This is a genomic window from Clostridium cavendishii DSM 21758 (assembly GCF_900141845.1).
Classification (GTDB): domain Bacteria; phylum Bacillota; class Clostridia; order Clostridiales; family Clostridiaceae; genus Clostridium_AG; species Clostridium_AG cavendishii.
The window spans coordinates 116,087-138,584 of the sequence record NZ_FQZB01000011.1 but is presented as its reverse complement, the minus strand read 5'-3'; the positions used below and the strand labels follow the sequence as shown (position 1 = coordinate 138,584).

Below are 22,498 nucleotides of genomic sequence, written 5' to 3'. Positions count from 1 at the left end.
ATTGAATATAAATTTTATAATAAGTTTAAAAGAAAACTTGAATTAATATCTAATATGATTGTAGTAGTAGCTATTATTTCTATTCTGATAGCTAAATGTGTTTTACATACTAATAGTGTACAATAAAACAATATATTTTCTATAAATCTTAAGGAGCGTAAATTCTTTATCTGAGATTTATTTATCGAAGGATGAAAGGAATTATTCATAGATCATTTTACAAAAGGAAATCCGGCTATATAACGTTGTATTTTAGAGAACATTTTATTTTTATAGGCTAGCTTTTAATCCGTTAGCTGCACTAAGGAATCTATTCACGGAATTTATTTTTCAAGCTAAATCAAGAAAAGTTGGTATATTATTACAACATTTTTTCTGACTTAAGAGTTTCCAAATTATTCATAAATTTTGTATATATAAAAAATCGCTCTCCTAACAATGTATTCCTATTCTTTTTTATAAACTCATCTATCTGAGACTTGGATAGATGTTTATACGCATCTAATTTTAATATTTGATACATATAGTTGTTTTATTGTAAAGACATGTAGAGTCTTTATTTGTATTGTATGTCTTCCTATAGGATTAGACCTTTTTCCATACATTTATTATTTGCTATAAACTAAGCTGTTATCTAAAGCATTATAGAATTATTTAATTAAATCATTCATATATTAATTATTTTTTATGTAATATAAAAATTATATACTAACGTATCAAGGTAATAAATTAAATAGTAATGAACAGTTGTATAATAAATACTATGAATTAATGTTCTGATAGATAAGTAAAAAATTCTTACCTCCTAGTTGACTAATTTGCTTCTTACTAAATTTGCTTCATTATTTTATAAAACTAAAATAAGTACAATAAAACTAAATATTATCAACTTTAAGGTATAAAGGATTCTATGATATAGTTTAATAAAGAAATCGTTAACATGGGGGGATTGAAATGAAGAAGATAATACAAAGGTTAAAATTAAATAAGGAATTATTATTTTTGGCTATGCCAGGAACTATATGGTTTTTTCTTTTTGCTTATTTACCAATGTTTGGAGTTATAATTGCTTTTAAGAAATTTAGAATTGCAGGAAGTAACTTTTTTGATAGTTTAATTAAATCTGATTGGGTTGGTTTTGATAATTTTAAGTTTTTATTTAAAAGTTCAGATGCTTGGATAATTACAAAAAATACAGTTGTTTATAATAGTATATTTATTATATTAGGGATAGTATTGCCAGTTTTTGTAGCTATTATGGTTAACGAATTATTAAATAAAAAACTTGCAAAATTTTATCAAAGTGCAATGTTTTTACCATACTTCTTATCATGGGTAGTTGTATCTTATTGTTTATTTAGTTTTTTAAGTCCAGAAAAAGGACTTATAAATAGTATGTTAGTACATTTTGGACATGAGAAGGTATCATGGTATTCAGAAATTAAGTATTGGCCGCTAATAATAATAATAATGAGTCAATGGAAAGGAATAGGATATAATACAGTAGTTTATTTAGCATCAATATGTGGTATAGATAAGAGTTATTATGAAGCTGCAATGATAGATGGTGCAACAAAATGGCAACAAATAAAATATATTACTTTACCATTATTAAAGCCTGTAATAACAATATTATTTATTCTTGCAGTAGGTAAGATATTCAATGCTGATTTTGGACTATTCTATCAACTACCAAAAGATTCAGGGGCTTTATATCCAGTAACAAATGTTATTGATACTTATGTATATAGAGGACTTATGTCAATGGGTGAGGTAGGTATGAGTTCTGCAGCAGCATTATATCAATCAGTAGTTGGATTTATACTAATAATGATATCAAACTTTGTAGTTAAGAAAATAGATAATGAAAATGCATTATTCTAGGAGGTGACAAAATGTTTAAATTTAAAGAATTAAAAAAAGAAAAAGAATTGAATATAAATAATAAATGTTTTCAGATAAGTAAGAGAAGTAATGCTGTTATAAACTTGATTTTAGCAATATTGGCGGCGTTAAGCATAATACCATTTATATTTGTAGTTATCATTTCACTTACAGCGGAATCTGCATTAAATAAAAATGGTTACAGCTTTGTCCCAGAACAATGGAGTTTTGGTGCATATAAGTATTTATTTGAGTCAACTGACCAAGTAATAAGATCTTGTGGAGTTACAATACTTGTTACAATATTAGGAACAATAATAGGCTTAATACTTATATCAACTTATGCTTATGCCCTTTCAAGAAAGACTTTTGCATATAAGAAGTTCTTTACTATGGTGATATTTATACCAATGTTATTTTCAGGTGGGTTAGTTTCAAGTTATTTAGTTAATACTCAGTTTTTAGGACTTAAGAATAGTATATGGGGATTAATACTTCCTATATGTATGAATTCTTTTTACATTATAATATTGAGAACATTTTTTAAAACTTCAGTGCCTGATGCCATAATAGAATCAGCTAAAATTGATGGAGCTTCAGAACTTAGAACATTCTTTCAAATAGTTTTACCAATATCTCTTCCAGGAATAGCAACAATAGGGCTATTTTTAACCCTTGGATATTGGAATGATTGGTTTAATGCAATGCTTTATATAGATAAAGATTCATTACTTCCTCTTCAATATTTATTAATAAGAATTGAAAGTTCTATGGAATTCTTGGTTAATAATGCTACTAAGCTTGGAGTTGCGGGAGTAGAAGCATTTAGAAATTTACCTAAAGAAAGTGCAAAGATGGCAATGGTTGTAATAACTACAGTACCTATAGTGTTTGCATATCCATTTTTCCAAAAGTACTTTGTAAATGGATTAACTATAGGAGCAGTAAAAGAATAGAGTATATTTTTTTATATAACTAAAGAAGATCTCAAAAATTAATAATTTAAATTAATAAAAAATTATATTAAATTATAATATATAAAGGAGAAATTTTAAAATGATTTATGCATTAGAAAGAATACAAAAAATTTGTGATGAATTAAAGGAATATGTATATACAGATAGGGTAGCAATATCAAAGTATAGAATGATAGAGGGAAATTACCTTGGCATGGAGGAAATAGAAAAAGCTCAAGGTGAGTGGAAAGAGTTTAATACTGGTGATTTATGGGGTGGTAGAGACTATCATTGTTGGTTCAAAACAGATGTAGAAGTGCCTGAAAACTTTGAAGGAAAGGTTGTAGCATTAAACTTTTACACATTTGAAGAAGGTTGGGATGCAATTAATCCACAATTTATCCTATATGTAAATGGAGAACATATACAAGGATTAGACATAAATCATAGAGAAGTTATATTAACACATGAAGGAAAAGGTGGTCTTAAATATAATATAGATTTGCATGCTTATGCTGGTATGCTACATGATAAGAAGGCTACTTTAAATGGAGAACTTGTTACTATAGATTTAGATACAAGAGCATTATATTTTAATCTTCAAGTTCCGATATGGACTTGTATGAAGTTAGATCCAGATGATAAGAGAAGAATAGATATGCTAACTGTATTAAATGATGCTATAAATATTCTTGATTTAAGAAAACCTTTTTCAAAAGAGTACAATGAAAGTGTTAAGAAAGCAAATGAATTCTTAGAAGAAGAGTTTTATGGGAAATTATGTGGACATGAAGATACAGTAGCTACTTGTGTTGGACATACTCATATAGATGTAGCTTGGCATTGGACTGTTGCTCAGACAAGAGAAAAGGTTGCAAGAAGTTTCTCAACAGTGCTTAAGCTTATGGATGAGTATCCTGAATATATATTTATGTCTTCTCAACCACAACTTTATAAATTCTTAAAGGAAGATTATCCTGATGTTTATAAGAAGGTTAAGGATAAAGTAAAGGAAGGTACTTGGGAAGCGGAAGGTGCTATGTGGCTTGAAGCTGATTGTAATGTAACTTCTGGAGAATCTTTAGTTAGACAAATAATACATGGAAAGAAATTCTTTAAGGATGAATTTGATGTAGAAAGTAAGGTGCTTTGGCTTCCAGACGTATTTGGATATTCAGCAGCTCTTCCACAAATATTAAAAAAATCAGATGTTGATTATTTCATGACTACAAAGATTGCATGGAATCAATTTAATAAAATGCCGTATGATACATTTATGTGGAGAGGTATAGATGGAACAGAAATATTAACTCATTTTATAACGACTAAAGATCCAAACCAAGATGAAAAATCACATTTTACAACTTATAACGGATTTATACATCCAGGATCTATAAAAGGAGCTTGGGATAGATATCAACAAAAAGATATAAATAATGATGTATTAGTTTCCTTTGGATGGGGAGATGGTGGCGGTGGAGCTACTTATGAAATGCTTGAAACAGGAAAAAGATTAGCTAAAGGGATACCAGGATGTCCAAAAGTTAAAATGGGAAATTCTTTAGACTATTTTAAGAAACTTGAAAAGACAGTTGGAAACAATAAGAGACTTCCTAAGTGGGTTGGAGAATTATATCTAGAATATCATAGAGGAACTTATACATCTATGGCTAGAAATAAGAGGGATAATAGATTAAGTGAAAATATATATGAATCAGCAGAAAAATTTAATTCTTTAGCAATGCTTTTAGGAAAGAATTATCCTTATGAAAGATTTAATAAAGGTTGGGAAAATATACTTTTAAATCAATTCCATGATATATTACCTGGCTCGTCAATTAAGGAAGTGTATGATGTAACTAAGGAAGAATATAAAGAAATTATAGCAAATGGAAACAATATGCTTAGCGAAGCTATGGAGCATATCTCAAGTAAGATTAATACAGAAGATAGATCAATCGTAGTATTTAACTCTTTAGGTTTTGAAAGAGATGATATAGCTGAATTTAATATTCCAGAAGATATGGAAAATGTAATGGTAATTAATGAAGATGGAGAAGAAATGGTTTGTCAGAAGATAGGAGATAACAAAGCTATTTTCTTAGCCAAAGGGGTTCCTGCAAATGGATATAAAACATTTAGATTAGTTAAAGCTGATAGTGAAACTACTGATGTTGTATTATTAAATGAAAAGCAAGCTGAGAATAAATTCTTCAGTATGGAATTTGATGAAAAAGGTCATATAATAGCTCTATTTGATAAGATAAATAATAGACAAGTTAATAAACAAGGTGAAGTATTAAATGTACTACAAGCATTTGAAGATAAACCTATGAATTTTGATAACTGGGATATAGATATCTATTTTGATGAAAAAATGTGGGAAGTAGATAATGTAGAAAATATTAAAGTTATTGAAAATGGAGCAGTAAGAAGTACATTAGAAATAACAAGAACCTTCTTAGATTCTAAGATAATACAAAAAGTACATGTTTATAAAGATATTCCAAGAGTGGATTTTAATACCTATGTAGATTGGAAAGAATCACAAATATTATTAAAGGCTGCATTCCCTATAGATATAAATGCAAGTGAAGCTACTTATGAAATACAATACGGAAATGTTAAGAGACCTACACATCATAATACAAGTTGGGATACTGCTAGATTTGAAGTATGTGGACAAAAATGGGCAGATATTTCTGAAGGAGACTTTGGAGTATCACTTATGAATAATTGTAAGTATGGACATGATATAAAAGATGGTCTAATGAGACTTACATTAATAAAGAGTGGTATAGAACCAAATCCTACAACAGACCAAGAAGAACATTACTTTACTTATTCACTATATCCTCACAAAGGAAATTGGCAAGAAGCAAATACTGCACAAATGTCATATGAGTTAAATGTACCTTTATATACAAAGGTAGAAGAAGCTCATAGGGGAGAATTAAATAATATAAATTCATTTGCTAAAGTAGATAAAAATAATGTAATGATTGAGGTTATTAAAAAGGCAGAAGAAGGCTCTGAGTTAGTAATAAGAATGTATGAATTCCATAATAAGAGAACAAATGTTACACTTGAAATGTTTAAAGACATTGAGAAGATTGAAGAATGTAACTTATTAGAAAGACATATAAGAGATTTAGTACCAATGGGAAATAAGGTTAATTTTGAAATTAAACCATTTGAAATTTTAACATTTAAATTGAAACTAAAATAATAAATTTAGTAATGTGTATAGGACTCCTTTAAGAAGAAGCTTAAAGGAGTTCTTAACCTTTTATTAAGGAATTTAAGTTTTAAAATATAAATATATAATTTACACAATGAAACTAAAATTTATACACTATTAAATGATAAAAAAATTTTCTATAATTAATAATGTAAACGATATAAAAATTAGCTAGGGGGTAAAATTATGTTAAAGTTTAAAAAGATTACGGCATTAATTTTAGGTACAGTAATGATAAGTGGCGCGATCATAGGATGTGGTAAATCAGCATCAAGCGACAAGAAAGATGAAGTAGTAAATCTTACTTGGTACACTATCGGTCAACCTCAAAAGGATACTGAAAAAGTTCAAGAGGAAATAAATAAGTACACAAAAGAAAAAATAGGCGCAACAGTAACTATTAAATCAATAGACTGGGGTGATTATACAAAGAAGATGCAAGTCTTAACAAACTCTGGTGAAGATTATGATATAGCATTTACCTGCTCTTGGGCAAATGATTATTTACAAAATGCTAGAAAGGGAGCTTTCTTAGAATTAGATGATGCGTTTAAAAATGAATTAAAAGATACTTACGAAGCTATAGATAAGAGATTCTGGGATGGAGCTAAAATTGATGGAAAAACTTATGCTGTTCCAACAAATAAAGAATTAGGTATAGCACCATCATGGGTGTTTACAAAGGAATATGTAGATAAGTACAATATACCATATAAAGATATACACACACTTCAAGATTTAGAACCATGGTTAAAAATTATAAAAGAGAAAGAACCAGATGTAGTACCATTTTATATAATAAAAGATTATGCAGCACCCGCAACTTTTGATCCATTAATAGAAAAGTTAATAGGTGTAAGTTTACAAAACAATGATCTAAAAATTGAAAATATTTTTGACACTAAAGAGATGAAAGATAACTTAGACACTATGAGAAAATACTATAAAGCTGGATATATAAATAAAGATGCAGCAACAGCTAAAGATGATAGAACAATTAAGAGATTTGTAACAAAGGCTGATGGTCAACCTTATGCTGATGTAATGTGGTCAAAAGATTTGAGATATCCAGTAGTTTCATCTCCAATTATGGATGTATATGTAACTAACTTATCAACAACAGGATCTATGCAAGCTATAAATAAAAATTCAAAACATCCAGAACAAGCTAAAAAATTCTTGAATTTATTAAATACAGATAAGAAATTAAGAAATTTAGTTAACTATGGTATAGAAGGTACTCACTATACTAAAGTTGCGGATAATAAGATAAAGATTACTCCAGAACAAAAAAATTATTCGGTGCCTTACTTTGCATTAGGTAATTTATTCATAACTTATACACTTGATAATGAACCAGATACAAAATGGGATGAATTCAAGAAATTTAATGATGAATCAAAACCATCTCCAGCTCTTGGATTTAAATTTAATTCTGATCCAGTTAGTACAGAAATAGCAGGTTTAAAAAATGTATTAGATGAATTTGGTCCAGCTATTTACTCAGGTTCAGTAGAACCATCTGAATATCTTCCAAAATTAAATGATAAACTAAAAGCTACAGGTATTGATAAAATTAAAGCAGAAATGCAAAAACAAATGGATGAATGGAAAAAAACTAAAAAATAACAAATGTGCCTTAGAAGCTAAAGCTTCTAAGGCCTTTTTAAGCTATGGGAGAAGTTTATTAATTTTCTTGTTCCGTGGCTAACGCCAAGTCACCGAAAATTAATAAACTTCTCCACACAAATTAGAAATAACTACAGATAAAGAAACCATAAAGTCTAAAAAATTTATGGTTCAAAGTAATGTGACACATTCATATATCAAAGTAAAATATTTAAAAAATAGAGAGCCAATATATGTATAATATATGGAGTATCTTATAAACAATATTATAATAAGTAATATATAGAACTATAATCTAATTAACAATAGTATTGTATAAAAGGAGAAATACCATGTTTGATTTAAACGGAAAAGTTGTGACATGGGCGTTGCTTATGGTATGGCAAAGTCAGCAACCAATAGAATGACTGAGACAATGGCACATGAACTCAAAGAACATAATATTAGTGTTGTGACTATTTATCCAGGACTTGTAAGAACTGAGTCAGTAATGAAGTCAGCAGAATTTTTTGACTTATCTAATTCTGAATCAACAGAATTTATTGGATTGGCAATATCCGCTTTAGCAACTGATTTAAATGTATTGAAAAAGAGTGGAACAAAACAAATAGCGGCCCAAGTTGCATTAGATTATGGTTATAAAGATATAGATGGAAAACAACCTATACCATTAAATATATCAAGTTGTCAGTAGTATTGATGTGGATAATAACAAAATTATATTAAAACATAGCCTAAAAAATTAATAAAAAACAGAAAAAATATTTTGAAAAATTAACAAAAAAATTAGTTGACTTTTTATTCAAAAAGCATATAATTAAATTAAGACAAATCATATCAAATTAGTAAGAATTAAATGCTAGGAAAAAGTAAAGTAACATGAAGGAACATTTCAGAGAGGAAGCTATTGCTGGGAGGCTTCTATGTAGAATTTGTGTGAAGTGCGCTTTGGAGCAAAAATTCGAACGTGTAATATAAACACAAGTAGAGTTATTCAGGATTCGCCTGTTATAGCGAGAAGGCATGTTTGTGCTTTTAGTTTTAAGTGTGGATGTTTAACATCCAAATTAGAGTGGGACCGCGAAGTAACTTCGTCTCTATTGAGAGATGAGGTTTTTTTTATATTTAAAAATATTTATAAAAGTTTAAAATATCAAAAATATTTATATGTTGAAAATGGAGGAATTTAGTATGTTATTCAAAAATGTATTAGAATTAATAGGAAACACACCAATTGTGAAGGTAAATGGATTAGTTGATGAAAATTCAGCTGAACTTTATGTAAAACTTGAAAAGTTTAATCCAGGTGGAAGTGTAAAGGACAGGGCTGCTTTAGGAATGATAGAAAAGGCTGAAAAATTAGGTGTATTAAAGGCTGGAGATACTATAGTTGAACCAACAAGCGGTAATATGGGGATAGGTATAGCAATGGTAGGAAGACTTAAGGGATATAGAGTTGTTATAACAATGCCAGAAACTATGAGTAAGGAAAGAAGAGATGCTTTAAAGGCTTATGGGGCAGAACTTGTTTTAACTGAAGGAGCTAAGGGTATGAAAGGTGCTATAGCAAAGGCAGAAGAACTTGTTAATGAGCATGGATATTTTATGCCACAGCAATTCTTAAATATAGCAAACCCAGAAAAGCATTATGAAACAACAGCAGAAGAAATAATAAAGGATATTCCAGATTTAGATGCTTTTATAGCTGGGGCAGGAACTGGCGGAACAGTTTCAGGAGTAGGTAAGAAATTAAAGGAAGCAAAAGGTGACATTCATATAATAGCAGTAGAACCAGAAAAATCTCCAGTATTATCAGGAGGTCAACCAGGACCACATAAAATACAAGGAATAGGAGCAGGTTTTATACCTGAAATTTATAATGCTGATGTTGTAAATGAGGTTATTCAGGTAAGTGATGAGAATGCATTTAGTACTGCTAGGGATTATGCAAAGCATGAAGGAGTACTAATAGGGATATCTTCTGGTGCTGCGCTATATGCAGGAATAGAAACTGCTAAAAAGCTTGGAAAAGGTAAGAAGGTTTTGGTAATTGCACCAGATGGTGGAGAAAAGTATTTCTCAATGGGCCTATATGAATAAACTTAGGATGTGATAAGAAGTGTTCAAAAATTTACGTTATGATGTGAAAAGTGTATTTAAAAATGATCCTGCGGCTAGATCGGTAGTAGAGGTGATATTTTTATATCCAACAATAAGAGCATTAAGGGATTATAGAATAGCTCATAAATTCTATAAAATGAAATTATTCTTTTTAGCAAGACTTATATCTCAAGTTTCTAGATTTTTTACAGGTATAGAAATTCATCCAGGTGCAAAAATAGGAAAAGGATTATTTATTGATCATGGTATGGGTGTAGTAATTGGAGAAACAGCAGAAATTGGGGATGATGTTGTAATCTATCATGGGGTTACTTTAGGTGGAACTGGTAAGGATACAGGGAAAAGACATCCTACTGTTGGTAATAACGTTGTAATAGGGGCTGGTGCTAAAATTTTAGGGCCAATAGTTATAGGTAATGGTGCTAAGATAGGAGCAAACTCAGTTGTTCTAAAGGACGTACCAGCGGAAGCTACAGCAGTTGGAATTCCAGCCGAAAATAAAATTAAGACCTCAGCTGTTATTATTGAGATAAGAGATTTTAGAGGTAAAACTAAAAAGATTTATAACGATATGGTTATTTAGAAAAGGTAGATTTATTATGAAATTAAAGGGAAAAGTAGTTTCATACTGCAATTTGCTTGGCTTAGAATTAGTTGGATTCACAAAATGTAGAAGATTTGATGAGCTAAGAAATTTTTATGAACACAGAAAAATTTATGGATTAGAAAATGAGTTTGAAGAAGAAGACATAGAAAAGAGAATAAATCCAAATCATTATATGAGTAAGGGAAAGACTATAATTTCTATAGCTTTCCCTTATCTCTATGAAGAATCACAGAATATAGATGGATTTTCTTTATATACTAGAGGAAAAGATTATCACTATGTGGTAAATAGTTATTTGCAGAAAATTTGCAGTTTAATAGAAGAATTAGGTGGAGAGGCAAAATGTTTTGTAGATTCAAATACATTACCTGAAAGATATATAGCATATTTATGTGGAATAGGATTTATAGGAAAGAATAATCTAATTATAACTGAGAAGTACGGGTCTTATGTATTTTTGGGCGAAATTATAACTGATTTAGAAATAGAAAACTCTACTAACAGAAATTTTGAGGATATAAAAAAATTTGCAGAATGTGATATATGTGAAGAGTGTTATAATACATGTCCTACAAAGTCTATAAATAGAAATAAAAAAAATCCTAACATATGTATGTCTTATATAACTCAGAAAAAAGATATAGAGGATAAATTTTTAAATTTAATGAATGGTAGGATATTTGGATGTGATACTTGTCAGATAAGTTGTCCTAAAAATAAAGATATAAAGTATTCCAATTTAGATGAATTTAAACCATTAGAGTTTATGAATATAACTAATACAGAAAAAATACTAGAGTTAACTAACGGTGACTTTAAGGAAACTTTTAAATTAACTTCCTGTGGTTGGCGTGGTAAGAATGTTATAATAAGAAATGCACTTATAAGAAAAGCTAATTTTGAAAATAAGGATATTTCAAAGTATAAGTTTTCTTCAGAGTATATAATGAAATATAAAGATAAATTAGCAAAAGAAAAAGAAGGGAGTGAAAAAAATAATGAAACAAAAAACTAAAAAGGTTTTAGAAGCTTTAAAGTTGGAATATCCAGATGCAAAGTGTGAGCTAAATCATGAAACTCCTTTTCAACTCCTAGTAGCAACTATTCTTTCAGCACAAACTACAGATAAAAAGGTAAATGAGGTTACAGAAACACTTTTTAAAGAATATGGTACTTTAGATGAGTTTTTAAAGCTTACTCAAGAGGAGCTAGAAGAAAAAATAAGAACTATAGGACTTTATAAAAGTAAGGCTAAAAATTTACTTATGATGTGTAACCAATTAAAAGAAAAGTTTAATGGAGAAGTTCCAAGAACTATGGAAGAAATAATGTCACTTGCAGGAGCAGGAAGAAAAACTGCAAATGTAGTATTATCAAATGCATTTAATGTACCATCTATAGCTGTAGATACTCATGTTTTTAGAGTTTCAAATAGAATAGGTTTAGCAAATTCAGAAGATGTATATGAGGTAGAAATGCAACTTCAAAAAGAGCTTCCCAAAAAAGAATGGAGTCTGGCGCATCATTTAATAATATTTCATGGAAGAAGATGTTGCTCCGCCAGAAATCCTAAATGTTATGAATGTGTAATAAGTGATTTATGTACTTATAACAAGAAAAATACTGTTTTAAAAAAGTAATATTGTTAAGATAAATAACAAAGTAATATTATTGTACTGTTAAATTAATAAGAAAACATAAGGCTATTGGTAAAATTAAAGATACCAATAGCCTGCTTTGGTTTATGTTTTAAGTTTTTATTCTGCTGAAAAATGGTTTTGATATAGCTTTAAATATTTTAAATACTTTTACCTGTCTTTACTTTTTTCTCGTTATTTTTAATAAATATTCCTAATGATGCTACTAGTATAAGTACATAACCAATTATTGAAAGGTAATCTGGTAGTGCGCCCCATAGTATAAAACCTAGAATTGCTGTGAATATTATTTGACTATAGTCATATATAGATATTTCAGTAGATGGTGCAAATCTATAGGCTTCTGTTAGTGCAAATTGAGATAGAGAAGCAAATGCACCAGCTCCCATCATATATGCAAATTCAATAAGGCTAAAGCTTTTAAAGCTAAAAATAACAAAAGGTAGCGTAGATATTATTGAAAATAATGAAAAGAAAAATATTATTGTATATCCTTTTTCTCTATTACCTAAATATCTGACAATAGTGTAAGCGCCTCCAGCAAAGGCAGCAGAAGAAAAACCTATTAATGCTGGAAAAAGTTCAGAATTAAAGCTTGGCTTTATAATAAAGAAACTTCCTAAAAATGCTGTAAATAAAGCTACAAGATGTATAGGTTTGATTTCTTCTTTTAAAAATAAATAAGAAAATATTATAACAAAAAATGGACTAAGCTTATTAAGCATTGCAGCATCAGAAATTAGAAGTTTATCTATAGAATAATAATTTCCTACTATGCCCAAGGTGCCAAGGGCTGAACGCCAAAATAAAGCATTCCTATTTTCTTTTTTACCCCAAAGCGAACCTTTATTTTTTAGTATTAAATAGAATGCAACTAATAAACTTACAATGTTTCTAAAAAAACTTTTTTCTACTGCAGGTATATCTCCAGCTAATTTTACAAATACTCCCATAACTGCAAAACCAAAAGCAGATATTATTATTAATAATATACCTTTCTTTTTATTATTCATAAAATCCTCCTTTCCAATGGAAAATGATTATCAATACACTCTCTATATTTTATGCATATTTTTATATTTGGTCAAGGGAACCAAAAAGGTATTTTTAATCATATAAGTAAATTTAATACTAATATGTATAAAATTTTAACCAATTTTGGCTTGTTTCTGGAATAAAAAGGTTTATATAAGGTAGTTTTTTATAAGTTATTTTTTTACCTAAAAAAACATAAAACGATTTTAAACTACTAAATATTTAAGAGAGAAATATGAAAATATAAATTTAATTTAATTAATCAATGAAAGTTAAGATTAAGTTAAAAACTAATTGCAAAAATTGCGATAATTTATTAAACAAATAAATGTAAAAAAATAGTACAATATAATAATGGATGACATTTAGGCTGAAAAGGTGATGATTTATGATAGAGAATATTATTGATAATTTAGATCAAGAACAAATTATAAAAAAATATTTAAAAAACATATTAGTAATAGGAATTACATTTTTTATTTGCTCGGTTTTGGCATTGATTAAATTGAACGAGATTAATTTAAAGATAGATAGAAATATAATAAGTACTATAAGAAATATAAACTGTTTTATGGTATTTTTAACTACTATTACACTTGGAATATATTATTATGGTTCTAAAGAGACAGGAATATTTTTGATAGCAATATTTTATTACTGTTTGTTTATAGAGAATATTATTCATTTATATTTTTTTGTTGTAAAGGAAGAAGAATTTATTCAATTAATAAATAGAAGTGGATTAAGAGAACCGTTTATATTAAATACAATTTTAAGAGGAATTTTATTAATAATTGCATGCTATGTGAGCGAAAAAAATATAAAAATTAAAAAAGTACATAGAAAAATAATAATATTCTTAGTTACAGTTACAGTAGTAATAACAAGTCTTTTGGAGATAGAATTGTTAATTCCAACGTTTAATCAAGTATCAGAACAAGTGAAGCTTACTTTTTGTGTTTTGATTTTTATATTATACGTAGTAGCTTGTATATTACTTTTTTATATCGGACTTACAAAAAACCAAATAATATATTCTTTAATAATTAATAGTGTTTCTTTAATTTTAATAAAAAGTATATATGGATTTGTTGCCACTCCACAAAATACTATTTTAATATTCATAGGAACTATATTTTATTTTTTGGCATTTGTATTGCCTCTTATAGGATTGGGTTTTGATTTAACATTTAAAATATTTAAAAATGAGAAGTTAGAGAAAGAGTTGAAAACTTTCTATTCTTTAACAGAAGATAATAGAGATAATGGCGTGGTAATTTATACTAATAAAGATTTGATTTATGCTAATAAGATAGCAAGAAAAGATTTTAATATAGATTTAAAGGATATTCCAATAAAAAATATTGATTTTAGAAAGTATGTAAAAAATGAAGAGTTGTTAAGTAATATAAAAAATTCATTGCAAAAAAGCTGTTTTTGGAGTGATGTTATAGAATTTAATTGGGAAAAAATACAATTTATAAATGCCAATGTTCAGTGCATAGAGGATGAGAAAAATAATAAAAAATATTGCATTATGTATAGAAATATTTCAAAAGAACATATAATATCTAACAAATTAAAAATAAGTGAAGAAAAAATGAGAACAATAAATTCAAATATAAAGGATTTGATATCAAGTACTGACAAAATAGGGAAAATACAGTATTTGAGTCCGTCTATTACTAAAATACTCGGCTATGATTATACAGAGCTTATAGGTTATAACTGGTTTTCTTTAGTACATCCTTTAGATGTAACAAGTGTAAGAAAGGTTTTGGGGGATTATGAAGATAATGATACTGTTATAACAGAACATAGAATTCGAACCAAAAGTGGGAAGTATGTATGGGTAGAATCTGTTAGTAATTTACTTAAGAGGGAAGATGGTACAATAATAGGTAAGGTTATAATTTCTAGGGACATAAGTTATAGAAATGAAATGGAGAAGCTTAAAGTAGAAGTAAATGAAGCTAAAGAATATGAAAAAATAAGAGGAGAGTTTTTTGCTAATTTATCTCATGAGTTAAGGACTCCGATTAACATAATTTATTCATGTATTCAGCTTTTAGATTATCATAAAGGTAGTAAGGATTCATTAAGTGAATATTATGATAAATATGAGAAGACCATTAAACAGAACTGTTTTAGAATGTTAAGGCTTGTTAATAATTTGATAGATATAACAAAAATAGATTCTGGCTTCATGAAATTTGATTTTGGAAATTATGATATTGTAAAGATTGTTGAAGATATAACATTATCAGTAATTCCTTATGTTGAAGTTAAAAATATAGAAATGATTTTTGATACTGAATTCGAAGAGAGAATTATAAAATGTGATCCAGATAAAATAGAAAGAATAATATTGAACTTATTGTCAAATTCAATTAAGTTTACAGATATTGGTGGAAAAATATATGTTAATATAAGCTATAAAAAAGGTTTTGTAGAGATAAATGTAACCGATAATGGTAAAGGAATACCAATAGATAAACGAAAAACTGTTTTTGAAAGATTTGTCCAAGCTGATAAATCTTTAAAAAGAGGACAAGAAGGTAGTGGAATAGGACTTGCATTGGTTAAATCATTAGTTGAACTTCATAATGGGAAAATATATTTAGATGAAGAAAGACCTAATGGTACCAAGATTACTATACTTCTACCAGATATAATAACAGAAGAAACAGATGATGAAAATGTTAATTATGAATTATATAAACCTAATATAGACAGGATTTCAGTAGAATTTTCTGATATTTATGAGCTTTATTAAGGAGAATTAAACTATGAATATTATAAATGAAAGAAATAAGACAAAGAGTTTACTAATGTATATGTTAATATTTTCAATATCACTTATGCCTATATTAATAGACAAAACTTTTAGTATACCAAGGGCATTTTTTATTAGTAAAAATTTATGTGAGCTTATATTTGGTGGAGTATCAATTGGTATAATTACGGTTTACTATTTGTATCATAAAAAAGAAAATTGTATATTAGCTTTAGGGCTTAATTATGTAATAACATTTATATTATGTATTTGTAAGTTGCTTACTAATTATTTTACTAATGATTTTGAAAGAAATTCTAATCATATTCTTTATATGTGTGATTCTAATAATATAGTAAGTACTTTTTCAGTTCTAATTATAATTTTACTATATACATCGAGAAGGAAATTTAAAAGAATTTGGTTAATGTATCTGATAACAAGTATTTTTTCTGTTTTATTGTATTTTGTAGATATGAATATTAGTTTTAAATTTATACTTCAAAATTCAACGATAAATATTATAGCTATAACGTTGACAAATGTGGTCATAAGTATAGTAGCTTTATATTTTTTATTTGATGAAGCTATGAAACATGAAGACATTTTTTTAATAGCATTTCTAGTTGTATTGACTATGAGGTTATCACGAAAATTATATTTTATATTTTCTTTAGGAAAAGAGGGTAGTGATATATTAATAGCCAATATATTTCAAATAATGATAAGTATCGTTCCAATAATAGCATTTTTAATTTATATTATAAAAAGTGGAATTGAAATGAATGCTACTAAATATGAATGCGAAAAGATGGAAAATGATTTGAAGAAATTTGAGGATTTAGCTAATAAGGTAAATGGATATATTATAATATTTGATAAAAATAAAGATATAGTTTATATAAATAGTAGCTTTAAAAAATTCATAGATGAAAATTATAAAGATGGATTAAAGGAAATTAAAAGTATAATAACTGAAATGGGAATTCGAAAGGTATTAAATAGTAATTTGAAAGTTGTAGAAAGATATGGTGTTTGGCAAGGGGATGTAGATATAATACCAAAAAATAATAAAAGTTTTAAAGCGTCTATTTATAAAATTAATGATAATGATGGTTATGGATTTTTATTAAAAGATGTAAGTGAACTTATAGAAAGTAGAAAAGGTTATGTATATACAGAAAAAATATTTAATATTCTCAAAGATGGAATTACGGATATAATATGTATATTAGATATTGAAGGAAGAATAAAGTATGTATCTAAATCTTATTTAGATACTTTTGGTGGAACTATGGAGTTTTATAAATATGTACCAATAACACACAATGTTGATGAGAAAGATTTTAAAAGGGTTTTAGAAGATATAGATATTGTAGTAAAACAAAAAGTAAAAAGAGTATCAGGATGTAATGTTTATAAAAAGAATAAAAAGATAAGATTTAATTATACTATGAATCCAGTAAAGAATAATGGGGAAGTACAATATGTAGTACTTTTAGCTAGAGAATGTAATGCTGAAGAGGATAGGTTAATAGATGAAAAGCTTAGAAATGAAATGTTTGTTAATGTTTCACACGAGTTAAAAACACCTGTTAATGTTATATTTTCAGGAATTCAAGCTATGGATTTGTATATGAAAACAGATATTAATAATAGAGATGGGCATTATAAAAAATATACGTATATAATAAAACAAAATTGTTATAGATTATTAAGGCTTATAAATAATTTAATAGATATAACTAAAATAGATTCAGGATATTTAACTATGAATATGGGAGCTTATGATATTGTTAAAATAGTAGAGGATATAACAATGTCTGTAGTTACATATGCTCAGACTAAAGGTATAGAAATAATATTTGATACTACTGAAGAAGAAATATTTATAAATTGTGATCCAGATAAAATGGAGCGGATAATATTAAATTTGTTATCGAATGCCATAAAATTTACTGAAACTGGTGGAAATATATTAGTAAGAATATTTATAGAAAATAATAAAGTTGTAATATCTATAAAGGATAATGGTATAGGTATATCAAGTGATAAATTAAATTTAATATTTGATAGATTTAGGCAAGCTGGTGAAAATGTAATTAAGGAAAATGAAGGTAGTGGTATAGGATTAGCTTTAGTAAAATCATTAGTAGAACTTCAAGATGGAGATATTAGGGTTGAAAGTTTTAAAAATAAAGGTACAGAATTTTTTGTATCAATACCAATCCCAGAAAAATTATTACCTATTAATGAAATTTATTTAGAAAATAGGCAAGAAGCTAATATTCAAAGAATAAATATAGAATTTTCTGATATATATAAATAAAAAAGTTGAGAATTGAGAGTGTAGAAATTTGAGTGGTAAATAAACCACTCTTTAAACTAACTTTCAATTCTCAACTTTTTATAATTGATTATGTTAGATTCAATATGCTTGTTATTTATTTTGAGAACATTTTAAGGAAGTTTCAATTATTAAATCTAATAATTGACTATAGTTTATATTAAGCCCAGCAGCACTTTTAGGAATAAGACTATTCTTAGTCATACCAGGAAGAGTATTAACTTCTAAAATATAAGGAACACCAGCTTTAACTATCATATCAACCCTAGCATATACACTACATTTTAAAGCTTTATATGTGGCAAGGGCCATAGCCTCTACTTCTTTGTGTAGATTTTCTTCAAGTTCTACTATAAACTCAGCAGAACCACCTTCTTCATATTTAGAAGCAAAATCAAAGAATTCAGCTTTAGGTTTTATAGCTATTACAGGGAACATTTTATTTTCGAATACAGGACAAGTTATTTCATCACCTTTTATATATTCTTCAATCATAACTTCAGTATCCCATTTTAAAGCTTCTAAAACAGCAGCTTCTATGTCTTCTTTTTTTGATACAAAAGTAGTTGCTACAGAAGAACCACCACTAGTTGGTTTTACAAAAACAGGATAACCTATTTCATCTAGCCTATTATAATCAATTTCAGATATAGAGCAAACATTAAGCCATCTAGCTGTTCTTATGTTATTAGCAAGAAGTATTTTTTTTGTCATATCCTTATCCATGCAAAGAGCACTACTTAGAGGACCACAGCCAGAATAAGGAATATTTAATGTTTGAAGAACAGATTGAACAGTACCATCCTCTCCAAATTTTCCATGAAGGGCAAGTAAAGCAAAATCTATTCCTTTAACTTTTTCTATAATATCCTCTTTTTTGTCTATCACAATTTCTACAACATCATATTTTTGTCTATCTATATTTTCTACTATAGTTTTACCACTTAAAAGAGATATATCTCTTTCAGAGGAAATACCACCCATTAAAACTCCAATTTTCATTTATAAAACCTCCATATTTTTAATGAACCTTAATTATTATATCATTTAATTATTTTATTATAAAGACATGCAGTATGATACTAATAGAAAATAATATTAATATAAAAGTTTATAATTTTAAATGATGAAGTTTTATCAAGTTAAAAGAAAGTATATTGTATTATATGAAAATATTACATTGAATGTAGAAAAAGTCCACTATGAATAAATTATGGGAAAAAATATAATTAAGTTGTGTAATTATATGTAAAAGTACAAGGCTCTGTAAGGGGGGAGAGAAAGCTAGGGGCTATTTCATAGTTACTTGTGATGAAGTTTACTTATATGCTTATACGTATTAGTGTTAAAGAAGGGAAGTGTAAAGTTTGAATAATAAAAAGATTAGAAACATGATGTCAATTACTATGGCATTAACAATGACAACTTCAATAGTACTTTCGAATTCTATAAACAGTTATGCTAGCGATTCATTACCAATGCAAGGTGAAAAGGCAAGGGAAAAGAATCAGCCTAAATTCTCAGGTTACAGAGTTTGGGATATTCGTGATTGGAGTCCTGAAACAGATGTAGATGCTCAATTTTTACGTTCACAAATTCCATTACAGAAACGTAATGAAGCTTTTAAGCCTACACAAGCAAATCCGAATTTAAATTCGGATGCTCAGGTTATGCTGATGCAGGGGGATTATGGAAATGCGTTTGTTGATGGGATGATGTATAATAATACATTTGGTTATCATACATTAAATTTTTGGCAGTATGTAGATTATTTTTCTCCTTGGCATGGAGCAACAACTGCACATGTACCAGAAAACTTATATGATTGGCAGAATGAACTTAAAGACCCTAATGGATGGCAAAAGAGATATTTTGAATTTGGAATATTAAATATTCCAAACCCTGCATACACTAATGCAGCACATAAAAATGGCGTGAAATCAGTGGCGTGTATTTATTTTGATCAGGCTTTTCGTGCAGGACAAACAATAAATGAAATATTTATTCAAGATAAAGATGGTAAATTTATTGTTGCAGAAAAGTTAATTGAAATGGCTAAGTATTTTGGATATGATGGATATTTCTTTAATTGTGAAGAGGCACCAAAAGATAGAGAATTACAAAAGAAATTCTTAGCAAGGTTAACAGAGGCAGGATTATGGACACAATTTTATGATACTAATAGTGAAATGAATGATAGTAAAGCACAATGGCTTAAATCTTCTATCGATGGCAAAAGTAAACGTATTCAAAATTCTGTGTTTGTAAACTATGGATGGCCTAGTTATGTAGATAGTAATACTAATTATTGTAAGACTAATGGAGTAGACCAATTTAAAGAGGTATTTTATGGAGTTGAGGCAAACCAAAACAAGTTTAATGGAGGGCATTCAAGTGCTAATGTACCTTTACTTTATGAAAATGGTACAAAAAATCTTAAGGGAAGTGTAGCGTTATTTACACCTAGTGATTTTTATCAAAGAGGTCTTGATAATGACTTAGGAATACAGGGGAAAAGTGTTGAAGGAGATTCTAAATATCAATGGATGATAGCTGAAAGAGAAAGAATGTATTTTTCAGGTGTTTTAAGCAATCCTTTAAAAACTGGCAATATTCCTGGTGCAAGTAGACCAGAAGTAGGTGTCAAGGATTCTAGTGGTTGGGTTGGTGTTGCAGATTTTGCAAGTGAGCGTTCGGTTATAAAAGGTTCAACTTTTTATACTAATTTTAATACAGGTCATGGTATGCAATATTTTACAAATGGTAAGGTAAGTTCAGATAATGAGTGGTCAAATATTAATATTCAAGATATTCTTCCAACTTGGCAATGGTGGATAGATTCCTCTAAACAAGATAATAAATTAAAAGTAGATTTTGATTATGGTGAAAAATATTATACTGAGGCTTATAAATATAAAAAAAATGGTGGTTATAATGGTGGAAGTTCATTAGTTGTAGCAGGAAGTCTTGAAAGTGAAAATTTCTTAAGGTTATACAAAACAGATTTAGATGTAAAAGATAAATCAAAGCTTTCTATTGCATACAATAAATCTTCTATATCTGATGGAAGTGAAATGAAGGTTGGTCTTATATTAAAAGATAATCCAAGCAAAGTGGAATATATTTCTATACCTAATTCTGGCGATAAAACAGATGGATGGGTAGAAAGAGAACTAGATTTAAGTGCTTATAAAGGTAAAAAGATTGTAACTATTGGGCTAGCATTTAATCCACTAAAAACAGTAGTTAATAACTATCAAATGAATATAGGAGAAATAAAAATAACAGATGGAAAAGATAATACTCCAAAGTCTCCTACAGGTTTTAAGGTAGATAAGGCTTTAACTGACGATGAGATGATAGTAAAGTGGGATATTGCAGATTATAATTCAGTTAATAAATATGAAGTATATGCAAATCTATCAAGTGGCAAGAGAGTACATGTAGGCAGTATTTATGATAACATATTATATATTAAGTCTTTAGAAAATGAAAAAGATAATGTAACACTTGAGTTGATTGCTATTGGTAAAGATGGTTCTAAGAGTGAACCTGCAAAAATAAATTATGATTTCAAGAATAAAGTAAGCAACATAAAGGTTGAAGAAGAAAAATCATCGACTGGAATAATTACTCAATCCAAGGGTGTAGGTAGTTTAAGCCTTTCATGGGAAAACCCTAAGAATGATTATAAAGCTGTTGAAATTCAGGTGTCCATTCTTGAAAACAATGATAAAGAAGTGTTTACTAAGGTGGTAGATAAAGGCACTACGGCTACTCAAATTTCAGTTCCAAGACAACAAGGAGAAAAATATGAAGTGTCTATAAAAACAATTTTAAATGATGGTTCTAAAACTGAGCCTATGAAAACTACAGGAAAAATGAAAGATACATTTATAGATTCATACGACACAAATAAAGTTAGTATTAGTGGAAGATATGCTATATTTCAATCTCCAGATTCAGTAGATTGGTGGAAGATGTATGTAAAGGTAAATGGAAAAGTTGTTAAATTTACATCACGTTTTGCAGGTACTACAAATGAAGCAACAAGAGGAAAAAATAATATGAAAGTAACTCTTCCATCTAATACTGGAACAATGGAAATTATATTAGAAGATTATGCTGGAAATATATCAAAACCAACAACAATACGTTTTTAAGTTAAAATATATTATAAAGTACAAAAGATTACTTAAATAAAGGAAAAAATAAGAAGACTATGTTAAAATAAGGATTAACAT

The 22,498-nt window shown here is 27.9% G+C and carries 14 protein-coding genes, 1 pseudogene and 1 other annotated feature; of the genes and pseudogenes, 13 read left to right on the top strand and 2 right to left on the bottom strand.

Annotated elements, in window-relative coordinates; all coding sequences use genetic code 11:
* The first annotated feature begins 954 nt into the window (after positions 1-954).
* The 10 genes and pseudogenes from BUB01_RS13390 (at position 955) to nth (ending at position 12,078) form a co-directional block, all read left to right on the top strand.
* The gene (locus BUB01_RS13390) at positions 955-1,884 is read left to right on the top strand and encodes an ABC transporter permease (protein ID WP_072988650.1); all 930 of its coding nucleotides are present in this window, start codon (positions 955-957) and stop codon (positions 1,882-1,884) included.
* A gap of 11 nt (positions 1,885-1,895) precedes the next feature.
* Positions 1,896-2,840 carry a carbohydrate ABC transporter permease gene (locus BUB01_RS13385; RefSeq protein WP_072988647.1) on the top strand — a complete coding sequence of 315 codons (945 nt, stop codon included), beginning with the start codon at positions 1,896-1,898 and terminating at the stop codon, positions 2,838-2,840.
* A 100-nt stretch (positions 2,841-2,940) separates the two neighbouring features.
* Entirely contained in the window at positions 2,941-6,069 is a 3,129-nt protein-coding gene (locus tag BUB01_RS13380) for an alpha-mannosidase (RefSeq protein ID WP_072988643.1), read from the top strand.
* Positions 6,070-6,267: 198 nt separating this feature from the next.
* Complete coding sequence (locus BUB01_RS13375) at positions 6,268-7,710, top strand: ABC transporter substrate-binding protein (RefSeq protein WP_072988639.1); 1,443 nt, start codon at positions 6,268-6,270, stop codon at positions 7,708-7,710.
* Between the two features lie 133 nt (positions 7,711-7,843).
* Positions 7,844-7,951: pseudogene (locus BUB01_RS22935) on the top strand (IS1595 family transposase); the annotation flags it as partial.
* 120 nt (positions 7,952-8,071) lie between these two features.
* Entirely contained in the window at positions 8,072-8,404 is a 333-nt protein-coding gene (locus BUB01_RS13365) for an SDR family NAD(P)-dependent oxidoreductase (protein ID WP_072988636.1), read from the top strand.
* A 158-nt stretch (positions 8,405-8,562) separates the two neighbouring features.
* Positions 8,563-8,812: a binding site (T-box leader), on the top strand.
* A gap of 89 nt (positions 8,813-8,901) precedes the next feature.
* Positions 8,902-9,810 (top strand): cysteine synthase A, encoded by a 909-nt coding sequence (cysK, locus tag BUB01_RS13355; RefSeq protein WP_072988628.1) that lies wholly within the window; start codon positions 8,902-8,904, stop codon positions 9,808-9,810.
* A 19-nt stretch (positions 9,811-9,829) separates the two neighbouring features.
* The gene (epsC, locus tag BUB01_RS13350; protein ID WP_072988625.1) at positions 9,830-10,414 is read left to right on the top strand and encodes a serine O-acetyltransferase EpsC; all 585 of its coding nucleotides are present in this window, start codon (positions 9,830-9,832) and stop codon (positions 10,412-10,414) included.
* 16 nt (positions 10,415-10,430) lie between these two features.
* Complete coding sequence (gene queG / locus BUB01_RS13345) at positions 10,431-11,453, top strand: tRNA epoxyqueuosine(34) reductase QueG (RefSeq protein ID WP_072988622.1); 1,023 nt, start codon at positions 10,431-10,433, stop codon at positions 11,451-11,453.
* Positions 11,437-12,078, top strand: a complete 642-nt coding sequence (gene nth, locus BUB01_RS13340) for an endonuclease III (protein ID WP_072988619.1) — start codon at positions 11,437-11,439, stop codon at positions 12,076-12,078. The genes queG and nth overlap by 17 nt, the downstream gene beginning before the upstream one ends.
* A gap of 158 nt (positions 12,079-12,236) precedes the next feature.
* On the opposite strand, the gene BUB01_RS13335 is transcribed toward nth, so the two are convergent.
* On the bottom strand, positions 12,237-13,109 hold the full coding sequence (locus BUB01_RS13335; RefSeq protein ID WP_072988615.1) for a DMT family transporter: 873 nt from the start codon (positions 13,107-13,109) through the stop codon (positions 12,237-12,239).
* Positions 13,110-13,519: 410 nt separating this feature from the next.
* Here BUB01_RS13335 and BUB01_RS13330 point away from each other — a divergent pair, with 410 nt between their 5' ends.
* Positions 13,520-15,907, top strand: coding sequence for an ATP-binding protein (locus tag BUB01_RS13330; RefSeq protein ID WP_072988613.1), 2,388 nt, complete (start codon positions 13,520-13,522; stop codon positions 15,905-15,907).
* 13 nt (positions 15,908-15,920) lie between these two features.
* Positions 15,921-18,236, top strand: coding sequence for a sensor histidine kinase (locus BUB01_RS13325; RefSeq protein WP_072988610.1), 2,316 nt, complete (start codon positions 15,921-15,923; stop codon positions 18,234-18,236).
* Positions 18,237-18,347: 111 nt separating this feature from the next.
* Here BUB01_RS13325 and BUB01_RS13320 read toward each other — a convergent pair whose 3' ends face one another.
* Positions 18,348-19,256 (bottom strand): D-alanine--D-alanine ligase, encoded by a 909-nt coding sequence (locus tag BUB01_RS13320; RefSeq protein ID WP_072988606.1) that lies wholly within the window; start codon positions 19,254-19,256, stop codon positions 18,348-18,350.
* Positions 19,257-19,621: 365 nt separating this feature from the next.
* Between BUB01_RS13320 and BUB01_RS13315 the strand changes: the two genes are divergently transcribed.
* Positions 19,622-22,417: an endo-beta-N-acetylglucosaminidase gene (locus tag BUB01_RS13315; RefSeq protein ID WP_084108770.1), complete on the top strand. Its 2,796-nt coding sequence runs from the start codon at positions 19,622-19,624 to the stop codon at positions 22,415-22,417.
* Positions 22,418-22,498: the final 81 nt, after the last annotated feature.

What these genes read in the sequence shown, in the direction of transcription:
- BUB01_RS13325 (WP_072988610.1), top strand. Translation starts at nt 15,921, where the DNA reads ATGAATATTATAAATGAAAGAAATAAGACAAAGAGTTTACTAATGTAT.
- BUB01_RS13330 (WP_072988613.1), top strand. Translation starts at nt 13,520, where the DNA reads ATGATAGAGAATATTATTGATAATTTAGATCAAGAACAAATTATAAAA.
- cysK (WP_072988628.1), top strand. Translation starts at nt 8,902, where the DNA reads ATGTTATTCAAAAATGTATTAGAATTAATAGGAAACACACCAATTGTG.
- BUB01_RS13365 (WP_072988636.1), top strand. Translation starts at nt 8,072, where the DNA reads ATGGGCGTTGCTTATGGTATGGCAAAGTCAGCAACCAATAGAATGACT.
- BUB01_RS13385 (WP_072988647.1), top strand. Translation starts at nt 1,896, where the DNA reads ATGTTTAAATTTAAAGAATTAAAAAAAGAAAAAGAATTGAATATAAAT.
- BUB01_RS13380 (WP_072988643.1), top strand. Translation starts at nt 2,941, where the DNA reads ATGATTTATGCATTAGAAAGAATACAAAAAATTTGTGATGAATTAAAG.
- BUB01_RS13335 (WP_072988615.1), bottom strand. Translation starts at nt 13,109, where the DNA reads ATGAATAATAAAAAGAAAGGTATATTATTAATAATAATATCTGCTTTT.
- BUB01_RS13390 (WP_072988650.1), top strand. Translation starts at nt 955, where the DNA reads ATGAAGAAGATAATACAAAGGTTAAAATTAAATAAGGAATTATTATTT.
- queG (WP_072988622.1), top strand. Translation starts at nt 10,431, where the DNA reads ATGAAATTAAAGGGAAAAGTAGTTTCATACTGCAATTTGCTTGGCTTA.
- BUB01_RS13320 (WP_072988606.1), bottom strand. Translation starts at nt 19,256, where the DNA reads ATGAAAATTGGAGTTTTAATGGGTGGTATTTCCTCTGAAAGAGATATA.
- BUB01_RS13375 (WP_072988639.1), top strand. Translation starts at nt 6,268, where the DNA reads ATGTTAAAGTTTAAAAAGATTACGGCATTAATTTTAGGTACAGTAATG.
- nth (WP_072988619.1), top strand. Translation starts at nt 11,437, where the DNA reads ATGAAACAAAAAACTAAAAAGGTTTTAGAAGCTTTAAAGTTGGAATAT.